Below are 14,381 nucleotides of genomic sequence, written 5' to 3'. Positions count from 1 at the left end.
CCCGGCGGCTCACACCCGCGGCACCGGCCGCGGCGAGCCAGTGAGCCCCGACCGCGCTCGTGCGGGATCGCGGCATCGCCACTCCCGGGCGGCGCCCCGGAACGCCCGCCCACTCACGGCTTGTGTCCTGTTTCCCGTCCAAGGAGTTCTCCCGTGAACGAACAGACGACGTCGGTGGTGGTGGTCGGAGCGGGGCCCGTAGGGTGCACGCTCGCGCTGGAGCTGGCCCGGCACAACGTGCGCTGCACCGTCGTGGAGCGCGCACCGACCACCACACCGCATCCGAAGATGGATTTCCTCAACGCCCGCAGCATGGAACTGCTGCGCCGCGTCGGGGTGGCCGAGGCGATCCGCGACCGGGGTGTCGCGGCCCGCCACCCGTTCGACTTCCACTGGATCGACCGTCTCGGCGCGCCACCGATCACGGTCTGGCAGTACCAGTCCGTGTCCGGAATGCGCGAGCGCATGCGCGAGGACAACGACGGCTCGGCGCCCTGGGAGCCCTATCAGCGGTTGCAGGGTTCGCTGCTGGAGGAGCTCCTGCGCGCACGGGTCCGTGACCTGCCCGGGGTGGAGTTGCACGAGGGCACCCGGGTCACATCGCTCGACCAGCACGCCGACGGGGTCGAACTGGAGCTCGTCGACGGGCAAGGACACTCGCGGTCCCTGCGTGCCTCCTACGTCGTCGGGTGCGACGGTGCGGGCAGCGTGGTGCGCCGGAGTATGGGCATCGAATCCCCGTCGCTCGCGCCACCCGCGCCACAGCGCGACGTGTACTTCCGCAGCGCCGACCCGCGGTTACGCGCGCACGGCCGCTTCTTCCTGGGGATCGCGGCGCGTGGGCTTGTCCTGGTCTCCCGCGACGAACAGGACACCTGGACGGCCTCGTTCCCGCGTGCGGGCAACGCATCCGACAACACCGACCCGGTCGCCGAGATCCGCTCCCGGATCGGGGCCGATCTCGACGTGGACGAGGTCATCAACGTCGTCGACTGGGAAGGCACGCTGGCCGTGGCCGAGCGCTACCGCCGCGACCGCGTGTTCCTGGCGGGGGACGCGGCACACCAGTTCTTCCCGACCGGGGGGCATGGCGCCAACACCGGGATCGGTGATGCGGTGGATCTCGGCTGGAAGCTGGCCGCCGTGGTCGCGGGCTGGGGCGGGGCGCGGCTGCTCGACAGTTACGAGATCGAACGCAGGCCGGTGGCCCTGTTCAACCGGGAGATGAGCGCGAACCTGCTCGAGGTCTGGCGACGCTACTTCACGTTGTTCGACAACGGTGCCTCACCCGAGCACATCGCGGGTTACCTCGAGCAGCAGAGCTTCCAGATCGACAACGTGGGTCTCCACTTCGGATATCGCTACGACTCCGCGGTCGTGCACGCCGAACCCGGCACTCCTCCGCGGTGGCGGTGGCGTGGCATCGTGCCGACGACGTGGCCGGGATGCCGTCCGCCCAGTGTCCGCCTCGCGGACGGAGCCGAGCTGTTCGACCTGCTCTCGGCGGCGTTCACCCTCGTCGATTTCTCGGACGACGGTGTGGGTGAGCCGCTGGTCGATGAGGCGGTGCGGGCGGGTGTGCCGATGGCACACCTGCCGTGCGCCGACGTGCACGCCCGGAAGGTATGGGAGCGGGACCTGGTGCTCGTGCGTCCGGACCAGCACGTGGCGTGGCGGGCGGACCAGGCGCCTGACGACTGGGATGGCGTGCTGCGGCGGGTCACCGGACGGTAGCCGCTTGACACAAAGGGTAGCTGACTGCTCAAAGCAGTCACCGTTTCGAGCTATATCTCGTCACTCGGTGGAATTCATGTCGTAGTCCCCACTTCCGTCGGCGCCCGCGCTGATCCGGAGGGGGCTCGTTGCCGCATTACTGGCAGTTGTCACCCGATAGAGCGACAGGTGAGCATGATCGCGTTGTGCGTGAATCTCAGCCTGGAGGGTGCTTGTGCTGCGGAGAGTCTCCCGAAGAAGTGTGTTGCTGACAGCGGGTACGACGGCGGCCGCCGCGCCGTGGGCCGGGGCCGCCCCCGCACGGGCCGGACGCGGGCCGACCGTCGGAGAGGCCGGTCACCGCGTTCCCCCGAGCGAGGTAGGCCGGGGCGACACCCGGTACCGCTCTCTGGTGCGCGGCGTCAACGCGCGGTTCGTCGGCGACCCCGACCGGGTCGTCGTCGCCACACGGACCGAGCACGTGGTGGCCGCGGTCCAGCGGGCAGTCGATGCTGGAAGCCGGATCAGCGTGCGTTCCGGAGGGCACTGCTACGAGAACTTCGTCTTCCGGCCGGAGATCGACACCGTGATCGACCTCTCGCGGATGGACGGCGTGTACTTCGACCAGGAGCGCGGCGCGTTCGCCGTACGTCCCGGCGCCACGCTCGGCCGCATCTACGAGACACTCTTCCACGGCTGGGCGGTGACCCTGCCCGGAGGCTCGTGCACGGGCGTTGGCGCGGGCGGCCATTTCGCCGGTGGTGGCTACGGACCGTTGTCGCGGCGCTTCGGCCTGACGGTTGACCACCTTGAGGCGGTCGAGGTCGTGCTCGTGGACCGGAGCGGGACGGCGAAGGCGATCGTCGCCACCCGCGACCCCGACGATCCCCACCACCACCTGTGGTGGGCGCACACTGGCGGCGGTGGCGGCAACTTCGGCATCGTCACCGCCTACTGGTTCCGCAGCCCGGGGGTGGGGCCGGACGCGGCTGCCGACGACATGTTGCCGACGCCGCCGAAAGAGATGCTGGTCAACACCGTCACCTTCGACTGGAGTTCTCTCTCCGCCGAGACGTTCCATGACCTCATCGACAACTACGGTGCGTGGTGCGAGCGACACTCCTCTCCCGACGACCCCTATGCCAGTCTGTTCGCCCAGCTCCAGCTCGCCCCCGCGGCGGCGGGCTCGTTCACGTTGACGACCCAGCTCGAAGCGGGCGGGCACGCGCCCGGGCTGCTCGACGATTTCCTTGCCTCCGTGGCCGACGGGGTGCCGTACGTCGAGACCGACCGGCGTGTGTTGCCGTGGATGCACACCACGACGGGGTGGCCAGGTTTCAGTGGCGGCGACCGCACCACCCGGTTCAAGGCCAAGTCGGCCTACCACCGCACGAGCTTCACACCCGTCCAGACGGAGGCGCTGTACCGCGGTCTCGTGCAGTACGGGTATCCGGGCGCGCTGGTCATGCTGAGCACGTTCGGCGGCATGGTGAACTCGGTGGAGGAGGCGGCCACGGCGTCGGCGCACCGCGACTCCGTTCTGAAGCCGCACTACGTCGCCTTCTGGACGGACCCGGAGCAGGACGCGGAACAGCTCGAACGGATTCGCACGCTCTACAGCGACGTCTACGCGGACACCGGAGGCGTACCGGTACCCGACGAGCACACGGACGGGTGCTTCATCAACTACGCCGACAGCGACATGGCCAACCCGGAGCTGAACACGTCCGGGGTGCGCTGGACGACGCTGTACTACAAGGACAATTACCCGCGACTCCGGCGGATCAAGCATGCCTACGACCCGCACGACGTCTTCGGCCACGCGCTGGCGGTCGAGTCGTGACCCGATAGGCGAACCGGATCCCGTATTCACGTGATGGCACGGCCTTGTCGGCGCCGACGACGATAGCGGTATCGCTGGCCTCTATGGAAGGAATCGACGTTGACACGGTTCGCAGGGAAAGCCGCACTCGTCACCGGGGGTGGCTCCGGCATCGGCCGCGCTATCGCCTCCGCGCTGGCGGACGAGGGTGCCGCGGTCGCGGTGAGCGGCCGGGACAAGGACAAGCTCGCGGCGACGGTCGACATCATCCGCGACAAGGGCGGTTCCGCCGTCGCGGTGCCCGCCGACGTCACGAACGCGGGTGAGGTCGCCGCGATGGTGGAGAGCACCGTCCGGGAACTCGGTGGTCTCCACGTGGCGGTGAACTCCGCGGGCGTGTTGCCCCCGGGTGGGCAAATCGCCGACATCGTCGAGGAGAACTGGCACGCCGCGATGGCGAACGTGACCGGCACCTGGCTCTCGATGAAGTACGAGATCTCGCACATGCGGGACAACGGCGGCGGAGCCATCATTAATCTCTCCTCCGCCATCGGCTCGCAGATGACGATGCCGTTCACCGGCGCCTACGCTACTTCCAAGGCGGGCGTCAGCGCGTTGACCCGCACGGCTGCCAAGGAATACATCAGCTCCGGAATCCGGGTGAACGCGGTCAGCCCCGGCCCGGTCGAAACGCCCATGTCGCTGTTGCCCGGGGAGACCGAGGCCGACCGCGCGGCCCGGCTCGCCGGCGCGCTCCCGATCGGCCGCGCGGCCACCGTCGAGGAGATCGCCTCCGCGGTGCTGTGGCTGGCCGCGGACGAGTCCGGGTTCGCGGTCGGGCACGACCTCGTGCTCGACGGCGCGGCGAGCAACTGAACGACCCACCGGAAGGTCTCCTTCGCACCGTCCGTTCGCGACCGCTTCACCGCGAACGGACGGTGTGAAGCCATGCACAGCCGATGCCGCAATCCGCCGTGCGAATCCGGCATTGGCCTTGTCTCGTTCGGGGGCCGAGTCGCTTCCGCACGCTCTCGGGTTCGCGGCATTCGTCGTCCCGCTCAGCCACCGCTCGACGTGCGGGACGTCCCACCGTCTATGCCACCAGACGAGAACCCGTCGTGGGGTGAGCCGACGACGCGCGACCGGCTCCGTCGCCGAATCACGGCACGTCGCGACCGGGCAACGAAACGGACACAGTGGCTAACACGGGACCGGCCCACCGGGACAGCAGAGTTGCGTGTCCCGAACCGGAGGAGCAATCCATGCACGAACCGACCCACCCCGCCCAGACCGACCCGGCCCCGCGCCAGCAGCATCGCAACGGGTTCGGCATCACCGCGCTCTGCCTCGCGCTGACCGGGCTGGTGTTCGGCCTGATCCCGTTGACCGGGTTTCTCGCGATCATCCTCGGCGCCCTGGCGTTGGTGTTCGGTCTGCTCGGCCTCGGCCGGGCGCGACGCGGTGAGGCCAGCAACAAGAAGATGACCGTCATCGCCTCCGTGCTGGGCGCGGGCGCTCTCGCGCTCGGAATCTGGGGGCTGACGATCGTGATCAATACCGTTGACGAGGTCAACCAGGAGCTCGAACAGCTCGACAGCGAGTTCGACTCGCTGGAGAACTGAGCGCTTCCCGCCCGAGCCCACGGTCGACGCAGAGCTCGGGCGGCGGCCCGCGCCGGCGCCGCGGCCGGTGCCTACCCTTTCAACTCTCCGACAGCAATCCGCTCTCATGGCGCAACCTGGCGGCGCGGCTGGAACCGCCTCTACCGCGTGACCTGGCTGCCGTAGGTCTCGTAGTGCACCACGTCCTCCAGTGGCATCCGGCTGCGCCAGCCGTGCCGCTCCAGGTCGGGCGTGTCGGCCACGGCACGGACCGGTCCCACGCACAACCACGCCACCGGGCGAACGCGGGAAGGGATGTCGAGCAGCCCGCGCAGGAAGTCCTCGCGGTAGAAGCTGACCCACCCGACGCCGAGTCCCTCGGCCGTCGCGGCGAGCCAGAGATTCTGGATCGCCAGGCACACCGAGTACAGGCCGGCGTCGGCGATCGCGTGCCTGCCCAGAACCTGCGGCGATCCGCGGTCCGCGTCGTAGGTCACGGCGATGCCGAGGGACGACTCGACGATGCCCTCGATCTTGATCCGGGAGAACGTGCTCGCACGCTCGCCGTCCAGCCCGGCCGCGAACGCGTCCCGCTCGGTCAGCACGTGTTCACGGAATCGTGTGCGCGTCGCCGCGTCGCGCACCAGCACGAAGTCCCACGGCTGGGACAGGCCGACGCTGGGAGCTTGGTGCGCGGCGGTGAGGACGCGGCGCAACACGTCGTCGGGGATCGGCTCGCCGGAGAACTCCGCGCGCACGTCGCGGCGGCGGGTGATCACATCGTAGAGGTCGGCGGTGGGATCGGGTGTGTGCGGCTCTGGTCGAGGAGGGGTCATGACACGCCATCATCCCTTTGGTCCGAACGGGTGAGCCGGCGGGGCGAGCGGCCGAGGGTCACCCGAGGTGGTCGTTATGACCACTGACCCAGGCGATGTAACGCTCGGCGGACCGGGTCACAGCGCCCTTGGCGTCACCGACGACCATTCCGCCGAGCAGGCTGTAGAGGCGGTCGAACGCGTAAGGTTCGATCCGGTCGACGATCCGCCGAACCAGACCGGGCGACAGCGGGATCCAGTTCGGGTAGCTGCGCATGAACGTGACCCAACCCCTGGCCGCCACCGGAACGATCGAGTCCCCGGCGAGCAGTGTTCCCTTCCCGTCGGAGCCGTGGCGTAGATGCGCGACCGCGGATCCGGGGAAGTGTCCGCCCACTTCGACGAGTGTGACGCCGGGTAGGACTTCTTCGGTATCGCGCCACTCTCGGATGACCGAGTCCTCCCGCTGGACCCAGGCACGGTCGGCGGAATGAACCAGCACCGGGATACGTCCGAGTCGGTGGCTCAAGGCGACCTGGCAGCCGTACATATGCGGATGGCTCGCCACGATCACCGTGGCTCCACCGAGTTCTGCGATCGTGTCGACGAGCGGCGGATCCAGGTGGTTGGGCGGGTCCCACAGCAAGTTGCCCCGCGGAGTCTGTATCAGGTGCGTCCACTGCCCGATCCCGTACGACGGCTCCCGGTGGAACCGGTGCACATTCTCCTCAAGCTGTTGGTGCACCAGCGTGGGTTCGTCGGAGGCGAGGTCGTCCACCGTGGTCCATGCCTGGCCGGATTCCGGCACCCATTGGCGCTCGTCGGCGCAGATCCTGCAGTCGCGTTCGGGAGGCTGTTCGGTGTCGGGGTGTTCGACACCGCAGGTGGCGCAGATCCAGATCGTCATCCGGCAAGTGTGAACCCTTCACTGCGGTCGAACTCAAGACGTGGATGACCCCGCGGACGCCGTCGTGAGTGACCTACGGTCGGATGCGCGCTGTACACGCCCGGACGCACGCCGGAACAGCACCCCACTCGTCTGCGACCGTGCCGTGAGCACGGACACTCGATGGGTAGCCGCCTGTCCACGACCCAGGCCACGAGCGGTGACCCGGAGGCGATTCTTGCCGCAGCGAACGATCTCGAGGAAGACAACATGCCGAGGATGTCGCCGTAAGCGCCCGCCCGCGGAGTCAAGGTCGCATGCTCGCTCACCGCGCACGGAATACCCCCTGGGGTATGGTGTGTTGGCAGAGGTAGTGGAGGTGATTGTCGTGGAGATGAAGCCGGAACTGCTCGGCGATGTGCTGACCCGGCTGCGCCGCGCCCAGGGGCAGTTGGCGGGCGTGATCGAGTCGATCGAGGAGGGCGACGACTGTGCCCAGACGCTGACTCAGCTGGCTGCTGTCTCGCGAGCGTTGGACCGCGCGGGCTTCAAGATCGTGGCTAGCGGGATGCGGTACTGCCAGCAGGCCCGTGGCGAGGGTGACGAGCCCGAGATGACAGAGCAAGAGCTGGAACGGTTGTTCCTGGCGTTGGCCTGATCGAACCTATGCGCTCGCAGAGCGACGTGCTCGTGCGTCTGCCAGCGGGTACGTTCGCCATATACCCCTGTGGGTATCCGAGAGCGGATGGCAAAGTAGTCACGTCCGGTGACGCAGGTGTGGAGACGGCGCCGATATGCGGCGGCACGCCGTGCGCGACCGGTCGCGAGTCGAAGAAGGGACGCGGGTATGACCGCGAAACGGAAGGGTGACGACCAGCTCGCCGATGGCCTGGAGATCGAAGTGATCGCCACTTCGTCACTGGGCGACCGCAGCTATCTGGCCACCGATGGCCAGGTGGCCGTGGTGGTGGATCCGCAGCGCGATGTGGATCGCTTTCTCGCCGCGGCCGGGCGCCTGGACGTGCGCATCGCGCTGGTACTGGAGACCCACGTACACAACGACTATGTCTCCGGTGGGTTGGAACTGGCCCGGCTGACCGGTGCCGACTACGGCCTGGCCGCCGCCGACGAGGTGCCGTTTCACCACCGGCCACTAGTCGACGGCGAGATCATCGAACTGTCGGAGACGATGCGGGTGCGGGCGGTAGCAACGCCGGGCCACACGTATCACCACCTGTCCTACGTGCTCGAAGGCGAGCACGGTGCGGTGGGGGTGTTCACCGGCGGCTCGTTGCTCTTCGGTACGACCGGCCGCACCGACTTGCTGGGCGAGCAGCACAGCCATGAACTGGCCCGGCACCAGCACGCCTCGGCGAACAAGCTGGCCGAGATCCTCCCTGACGGGGCCCAGATCTGGCCCACCCACGGGTTCGGCAGTTTCTGCTCGGCCGCCCAGGCCTCCGGGGATTCCGCCACAGTCGGCGAGCAGAAGAAGCTCAACCCGGCACTGACACTGGCGCAGGACGACTTCGTTTCCGAGACCTTGTCCGGGCTGGATGCCTACCCGGCGTACTACGCGCACATGGGGGTGCGCAACACGGCGGGCCCCGAACCGCTGGACCTGCGCGCACCGTCCCGCGCAACGCCGGAGGAACTCGCGCGTCGGCTCGATTCCGGGGAATGGGTCGTGGACCTGCGGTCGCGGACTGCCTATGTGGAGTCACATCTGGTCGGCACCGTCAGTCTCGGCTTGGACGGGCCGATGGCGACCTGGCTTGGCTGGATGATCGACTGGGGTGCTCCGATCACGCTAGTCGGCGAGACCTCCGAGCAGGTCAGGCAGGCGCAACGGGAACTGGCTCGGATCGGCATCGACAGATTCTCCGCCGCCACCACCGGACACCCCCACGAGCTGGCCACCGACCCCGGACAGCTGCGCAGCACGACCACGGCAACGTTCGCCGATCTCGCCCGGGCGCAGGCCGACAGCGTCGATGGCCTGCCCCCGGCTGACGTGGTGCTGGACGTGCGTACCAACAACGAGTGGCACGCCACGCACGTGGACGGTGCGGTGCACATCCCGCTCTACGAACTCAAGGACCGCCTCGACGAGATTCCCGCGGGCACGGTGTGGGTGCATTGCGGCAGCGGCTACCGCGCCGCCGCGGCTGCCTCGCTCCTCGAAAACGCCGGGCGCACGCCGGTGCTCATCGACGACATGTTCGGCAACGCCGAAGCCGCTGGTGTGGCCCTGACTCCCGCCTGACCGACGACCTCGACAGCGAAAAGGACGATTGTCGTGTCCCGTACGGCTCCCATGACCATGGACACTCCACAGGTGCGCACTCTGCTCGACGACAACCCCCGCACCCGGGTGATCGACGTGCGTACCCCGGGCGAGTTCGCCGCGGCCCATATCCCTGGCTCGTACAACGTGCCGCTGGACTTACTGCGCGAGCACCGCGCCGAGCTCACCGCCGCCCACGATGATCCGATCGTGCTGGTGTGCGCCTCCGGCGCCCGCGCCGACCAGGCCTTCACCGTGCTTCAATCCGTCGGCTCGGACAAGCTCAGCGTGCTCTCCGGCGGAATCACAGGCTGGCGCCAGCACGACGCGCCGCTCAACCGGGGCTCAGGCACGTGGGCCATGGAACGGCAGGTACGCCTGGCCGCCGGGCTGTTGGTCCTGACCGGCGTGGTGGCCAGCACCGCCTACGAGCCGCTGAAGTGGATCGCTGGTTTTGTCGGCGGCGGACTGACCTTCGCCGCGCTGACCAACACCTGCGCCATGTCGCGGGTGCTGGCCCTGCTGCCGCACAACCGCATTCGCACCGGCGGCGCCCGGACCGTGGCAGCCCTGACCGACCGAACACCACCAGCGGCTCGCTGACCCCGCCCAATGATCCTGGCAGGTGTCTTCGGGGCGGTCGTCGGGCTGGCGCTGGGACTGCTGGGGGCCGGTGGCTCGATCCTGGCCGTACCGGCCCTGGTGTACGGCGTCGGACAGCCTCTGCACACCGCGATCCCCACCTCGCTGGCCGTGGTCGCGGTCTCGTCACTCGGAGGGATCGCTTCCCGTGCTCGGCGTGTTCACGTGCGGTGGCGGATCGCGTTGGTGTTCGGTGCGGCCGGTGTTCCGGCCGCGTTCGCTGGGAGCGCCCTGGGCCGGTTGATGCCGCAGCGCTGGTTGTTGCTGGCCTTCTCCGTGCTTATGGTCGCCGTGGCCGTGCGCATGTTGCGTGGTGAGGAGAACCACGACGGGGCCTGCCGCACCGGTGAGGGAGGGATCAACTGGCGTCGCTGCTTGCCCAAGGCCCTCGGCGCGGGCGCCGCCGTCGGCGTGCTCACCGGCCTGTTCGGCGTCGGCGGCGGCTTCGTCATCGTCCCCGTACTCAGCGCCCTGCTCGGGCTGGGAGCTCAGAGCGCCGTGGCCACATCCCTGGTGGTCGTGCTCATTAATTCGCTGGCCGCGCTGGGCGCCCACGCTACCGCGGGGCCCCGCCTCGACTACACCATTCTTATGATCTTCGCTGGCGTAGCCCTGATGGTGTCGGTGCTGGCCGGCTGGCTGGCCCCTCGCCTGTCGGCGACGACTCTGCGTCGCTGGTTCTCCTACGTCGTCCTCGCCGTCGCCGTCGGCGTGGCACTGGCGGCCATCCTCAACCCCGCCGCTCTCGGTTGACAGTGAGCAGCACGGCACCGCATCGTGCGATCCCTTCTGCCGGGGCGTCGGTACATGCGAGCATGCGACGACTACGCCCGGTTCGCTGGTGGCAGCAGCCGGAGAGCTGCTTGACGCGCGCGGTGAAGCGGTTCGGTGTTGTTGCGTAGTGATGCGGTCACCGTGGCCCCTTCCAGGAGGAGGAACCACTCCTCGGCAACCTCCGCGGGAAGGGCGCACCCACCGTCGGTGGCGATGGCTTCGAGGCAACGCCGGATGTCGTCCTTGTGGTCGCTGATGATGGCGTGGCCGGGATGCTCAGGGGCGGTGAGCTCGGTGGCGGCGTTGACGAACCCGCATCCCCGGAAGTCGCCCGCTGTGATCCAGGCTTGGTAGGCGTCGAACATCGCCGTCAGCTGTTCCTCCGCGGTGACACGCCCAGCGAGATACCCCTCGAGGTCGTCCCACCACCGTTGGTTACGGGCGCGGAGGTGCGCTGCCACCAGCCCGTCTTTGGACCCGAAGTGGGCATAAAGGGTGACTTTGGTGACCGCGGCCCGCTCGGCGATCGTGTTGACCCCCGTCGCTCGGATGCCGCGCTCATAGAACAGCTGTGACGCGGTGGCCAGAATTCGATCGGCCGGAGGCGTGCTCCCAGTCCTTCGCTGTGTCGTTGCCACTGTGACTCTCTCTCGCATGGTGGTATACCGACCGGTATGTATACTACGTGGCGAGAGTCGTACTGCCAACCGAGGGAGGGCCCGTGACTACTCGCCCGAGCGCCGTCGCTTTCGATGTACTCGAAACCCTGTTGAATCTGGATCCGCTGCGCGAACGGCTCGAGAGGATCGGCCAACCCGCGCAGCTGCTGCAACCGTGGTTCATGCGTTTCCAGCGGGACTCCATGGCGCTGACCCTCAGCGGGGACTTCGGGACGTTCGAGGCGGTCGCACGACAGGCGCTGCGCACCGACACCGACCACACGGCCACCGAAGAGGACATCGACTACGTACTCGACGGTTTCGGTCAGCTTCCCGCGCATCCCGACGCCGAACCGGCGCTGCGCCTGCTGTCCGAGGCCGGGATTCGGGTCGGCTGCTTGACCGTTGGCAGCGCGCAAAACACGGCGCGGTTCCTGGAACAAGCGGGACTGGGGCGCCACGTGGATCAGGTGATCACCGCGGAGCAGGCAGGAATCTGGAAGCCCGCCCCGTCCATCTACCGTGTGGCAGCCTACGAACTCGGAACATCACCGGAGAACATGGCGTTGGTCGCGGTGCATGCCTGGGACTGCCACGGAGCCAAACGTGCGGGCTGTCTCGCCGGATGGTGTCAGCGGCTGGAAGGCCGTTACGGTGACGTCTTCACCGCACCGGACGTGAGTGGTGCTGATCTTGTCCAGGTCGCTGAACGCCTACTTCAGTACGCCGGCTGAGAGCCCCTAACACATTGATGATCTTGGTTTGAGATGGTCTTGGTGTGGGTGCGCCGTGGGTGGTGTCGGATGAGTTGTGGTCGCGGGTCGAGCCGGTGTTGCCGGTGCGTCCGGCGGGCAGGACGGGGCCGAAGCCGTTGCCGGATCGGCAGGTGTTGCAGGGCATCTTGTTCGTGCTCTACACCGGGATCGGGTGGGAGGACCTGCCGCAGGAGCTGGGCTTCGGCTCGGGCATGACGTGTTGGCGGCGGTTGCGAGACTGGCAGGAGGCGGGGGTGTTCGACCGGTTGCACGAGGTGTTGCTGGCCGAGCTGAACGCGGCCGCGGCCATCGACTGGTCCCGGGCGTGTGTGGATGCTTCGCACGTGCGCGCGAAAAGGGGGGCCGGACACGGGGCCGAGCCCGGTCGACCGAGCCAAGACCGGCTCGAAGCACCATGTGATCTGCGACGGCGGCGGCATCCCCCTCGCGGTGCGGCTCACCGGCGGTAACCGCGGGCGACGTCACTCAACTTCTGCCGCTGGTCGGGGCCATCCCGCCGGTGCGGGGACGGCGAGGCAGACCCCCGCCGCACACCCGACGTCCTCGTGGCTGACCGAGGCTACGACTACGACAGGTATCGCGATGCGCTGCGGCGGCGAGGGATCCGCCCGTTGATCAGCCGACGCGGCACCCGCGACAACGTCCAGGCAGCACGGTGGGTCGTCGAACAGACCCTGGCGCTGCTGCACCAGTTCCGCCGCCTGGCCACCCGGTGGGAACGCCGCACCGACATCCACCACGGCCTCCTCACCCTCGCCACCAGCATCATCTGCTGGCGCCGACTCCCCAACCGAATACGTTAGGAGCTCTCAAGCACCAGTGAATCTTTCGCAGCGTCCCCGTGGACAGCGGTTTGCATACGTCCCGTCGGCACTTGTCGGTGCATTCGTGTTCGACTCTGGTGCGGTGTTCGACGAACGTGCGCCCGCCGCAGTGTGATCGGCAGGTCCGCAGCGTCCTGTAGAAAGCGTCGAAGGTCTCGCCGTCGAGCCCGCGCCAACGGTGTCCGGCCGATGAGCGGGCGAACGTGTGTGCGAACGACGCTCTCGTACCGCTCTCGGGTCGTCCGGTCGACGTTCAGCAGTTCGAGGTGGCGGTCCAAGAGCTGGTTCACCGTCGCGCTCGTGCGCGGGTTGCGGCGCTCGTTGATCTCGTTGATCAGGCGGATGCGGACCTTCTCCGCTTCGGCTTCGGCGTTCGGGCCTGCGGGCACCGTCTCGCGCAGGTAGTGCCTGCGACCGCTCAGCGGGTCGACTCCGGCATACACCTTCACCCGCAGAGCGCCGCTGCGGAGCGTCTCGATCTGACCTCGGTGGCGCTTCTGGTGCCGTCCCCCAGCGTTCGTCATGGTGCGAGAGTAAGGCGTTCGCACCACGCACGGCACCACGCGGACGGTCCCTGACCTGGCCTGCAATCCTCTGACCTGGGCGCCCCCGGCGAGGCTCGTACAGCATCTACAACAAACCGCTCGCGTCGTGAGCTGCGGGTTTCCGCCACCGTCGGGATCGCTCGGCGCCGCCGTCAGGGCGGTGATGCCGGATGAATCCCGAGAAGATCATCACGGGGTTGACCGCTGCGCAGGCCGACGGGCTGGCGTGCGTGGTCTGCGGACGTGACTACCTCCGCGCTTCAGGGGTCGTGTCGCTTCTGGTGGGTCGGTCGCTGACCGGTTCGCAGGTGTTCGCCTGCGAAGGCCGCTGCGGCGAGGTAGCCGGAGCCGACCCCACGATGGCCCGCCGCCGCGTAGGTGGTGATCGCCGATGAACACCACGCCAAACGCAGCACGGCCGGGGCGTGATCGTGCGCTATGGCTGCAATGCTCACTGGTCGGGGCGATAGCCGTCGGAGCCGCCTATGCCTCGTTTCGGCACGGACGCGAGTTCGCGTTGCGATTCGGCGCGGATGAGACCAGCGCGACGATCTGGCCGCTTCTGGTTGACGGGCTGCTGACGATGGCCACGGTCGAGCTGTGGAAGACCGGGCACGGTCGCCGCGACAGCGGCCGGTGGTCGGCCTGGGTGTCGTTCTTGTTCGGGGTCAGCCTGTCTCTGCTTGCCAATGTGACGGCCGCGCCCGAGCTGAGCGTGCCCGCCGTCGCGGTGGCCGCGTGCCCGCCGCTGGCCCTGCTGCTGTCGGTCGAACTATTGAACCGGGCGCTCAAGCGCCACCGCGCCGAGACCGGCACCGAGACCGACGAGACCGGCGAAACAAACAGCGAGACCGGCCAGCCGGTGCGTCTCGCGGTGGTCTCGAACAAGACTCGTTCGCCGGAGGAACCGACGGCAGAGCAGCGGATGTGGGCCTACTTCCAGACGGAACGAGCCAAGGGCCGCAAACCCACTGGCGCCGAACTGGACCGGATCGCGGGCACGAACAACTACGGCAGGAGGGTGTTGCGACGGTGGA

Annotated in this window: 15 protein-coding genes and 1 pseudogene; 12 read left to right on the top strand and 4 right to left on the bottom strand. The window is 68.3% G+C overall.

All coding sequences use genetic code 11. The features are described 5' to 3' along the window. Positions 1-153: 153 nt before the first annotated feature. From SACSA_RS25835 to SACSA_RS0106710, 4 genes are all read left to right on the top strand, one after another. Entirely contained in the window at positions 154-1,734 is a 1,581-nt protein-coding gene (locus SACSA_RS25835; protein WP_019814452.1) for an FAD-dependent monooxygenase, read from the top strand. Positions 1,735-2,125: 391 nt separating this feature from the next. Further along, positions 2,126-3,556, top strand: coding sequence for an FAD-binding oxidoreductase (locus SACSA_RS0106720; protein ID WP_019814450.1), 1,431 nt, complete (start codon positions 2,126-2,128; stop codon positions 3,554-3,556). Positions 3,557-3,655: 99 nt separating this feature from the next. Beyond that, a complete protein-coding gene (locus SACSA_RS0106715; protein ID WP_019814448.1) occupies positions 3,656-4,411 on the top strand; it encodes an SDR family NAD(P)-dependent oxidoreductase in 756 nt (251 codons plus the stop codon). Positions 4,412-4,797: 386 nt separating this feature from the next. Continuing rightward, on the top strand, positions 4,798-5,157 hold the full coding sequence (locus tag SACSA_RS0106710) for a DUF4190 domain-containing protein (RefSeq protein WP_019814446.1): 360 nt from the start codon (positions 4,798-4,800) through the stop codon (positions 5,155-5,157). 140 nt (positions 5,158-5,297) lie between these two features. On the opposite strand, the gene bluB is transcribed toward SACSA_RS0106710, so the two are convergent. Together bluB and SACSA_RS0106700 are read right to left on the bottom strand one after the other, a co-directional pair. Further along, entirely contained in the window at positions 5,298-5,972 is a 675-nt protein-coding gene (gene bluB / locus SACSA_RS0106705) for a 5,6-dimethylbenzimidazole synthase (protein WP_028661621.1), read from the bottom strand. A 58-nt stretch (positions 5,973-6,030) separates the two neighbouring features. After that, positions 6,031-6,729 carry an MBL fold metallo-hydrolase gene (locus tag SACSA_RS0106700; RefSeq protein ID WP_232212854.1) on the bottom strand — a complete coding sequence of 233 codons (699 nt, stop codon included), beginning with the start codon at positions 6,727-6,729 and terminating at the stop codon, positions 6,031-6,033. A 496-nt stretch (positions 6,730-7,225) separates the two neighbouring features. On the opposite strand from SACSA_RS0106700, the gene SACSA_RS0106690 reads away from it, so the two are divergent. From SACSA_RS0106690 to SACSA_RS0106675, 4 genes are all read left to right on the top strand, one after another. Continuing rightward, the gene (locus SACSA_RS0106690) at positions 7,226-7,495 is read left to right on the top strand and encodes a metal-sensitive transcriptional regulator (protein WP_028661620.1); all 270 of its coding nucleotides are present in this window, start codon (positions 7,226-7,228) and stop codon (positions 7,493-7,495) included. Between the two features lie 189 nt (positions 7,496-7,684). Next, positions 7,685-9,103 carry an MBL fold metallo-hydrolase gene (locus tag SACSA_RS0106685; protein WP_019814436.1) on the top strand — a complete coding sequence of 473 codons (1,419 nt, stop codon included), beginning with the start codon at positions 7,685-7,687 and terminating at the stop codon, positions 9,101-9,103. 57 nt (positions 9,104-9,160) lie between these two features. Beyond that, positions 9,161-9,727 (top strand): rhodanese-like domain-containing protein, encoded by a 567-nt coding sequence (locus tag SACSA_RS0106680; RefSeq protein ID WP_048876518.1) that lies wholly within the window; start codon positions 9,161-9,163, stop codon positions 9,725-9,727. 9 nt (positions 9,728-9,736) lie between these two features. Further along, the gene (locus tag SACSA_RS0106675) at positions 9,737-10,519 is read left to right on the top strand and encodes a sulfite exporter TauE/SafE family protein (protein ID WP_019814431.1); all 783 of its coding nucleotides are present in this window, start codon (positions 9,737-9,739) and stop codon (positions 10,517-10,519) included. 71 nt (positions 10,520-10,590) lie between these two features. Here SACSA_RS0106675 and SACSA_RS0106670 read toward each other — a convergent pair whose 3' ends face one another. Continuing rightward, positions 10,591-11,178: a TetR/AcrR family transcriptional regulator gene (locus SACSA_RS0106670; protein WP_019814429.1), complete on the bottom strand. Its 588-nt coding sequence runs from the start codon at positions 11,176-11,178 to the stop codon at positions 10,591-10,593. An 83-nt stretch (positions 11,179-11,261) separates the two neighbouring features. Between SACSA_RS0106670 and SACSA_RS0106665 the strand changes: the two genes are divergently transcribed. The 3 genes and pseudogenes from SACSA_RS0106665 to SACSA_RS27025 form a co-directional block, all read left to right on the top strand. Further along, positions 11,262-11,933, top strand: a complete 672-nt coding sequence (locus SACSA_RS0106665; RefSeq protein ID WP_028661617.1) for a haloacid dehalogenase type II — start codon at positions 11,262-11,264, stop codon at positions 11,931-11,933. 62 nt (positions 11,934-11,995) lie between these two features. Further along, entirely contained in the window at positions 11,996-12,424 is a 429-nt protein-coding gene (locus SACSA_RS27030; RefSeq protein WP_269634733.1) for an IS5 family transposase, read from the top strand. Between the two features lie 84 nt (positions 12,425-12,508). After that, positions 12,509-12,778 (top strand): annotated as a pseudogene (locus SACSA_RS27025) (transposase); the annotation flags it as partial. On the opposite strand, the gene SACSA_RS25830 reads toward SACSA_RS27025, so the two are convergent. After that, complete coding sequence (locus tag SACSA_RS25830; protein WP_198008964.1) at positions 12,775-13,323, bottom strand: hypothetical protein; 549 nt, start codon at positions 13,321-13,323, stop codon at positions 12,775-12,777. The pseudogene SACSA_RS27025 and the gene SACSA_RS25830 sit on opposite strands and share 4 nt — an antisense overlap. A gap of 412 nt (positions 13,324-13,735) precedes the next feature. Here SACSA_RS25830 and SACSA_RS21850 point away from each other — a divergent pair. Further along, positions 13,736-14,381 (top strand): DUF2637 domain-containing protein (locus SACSA_RS21850; protein WP_048876475.1); only part of this gene is annotated, 646 nt, incomplete at its 3' end.

It is taken from the genome of Saccharomonospora saliphila YIM 90502 (genome assembly GCF_000383795.1).
Lineage (GTDB): Bacteria > Actinomycetota > Actinomycetes > Mycobacteriales > Pseudonocardiaceae > Saccharomonospora > Saccharomonospora saliphila.
The sequence above is the reverse complement of the archived record's forward strand: the minus strand, read 5'-3'. Positions and strand labels throughout refer to the sequence as shown.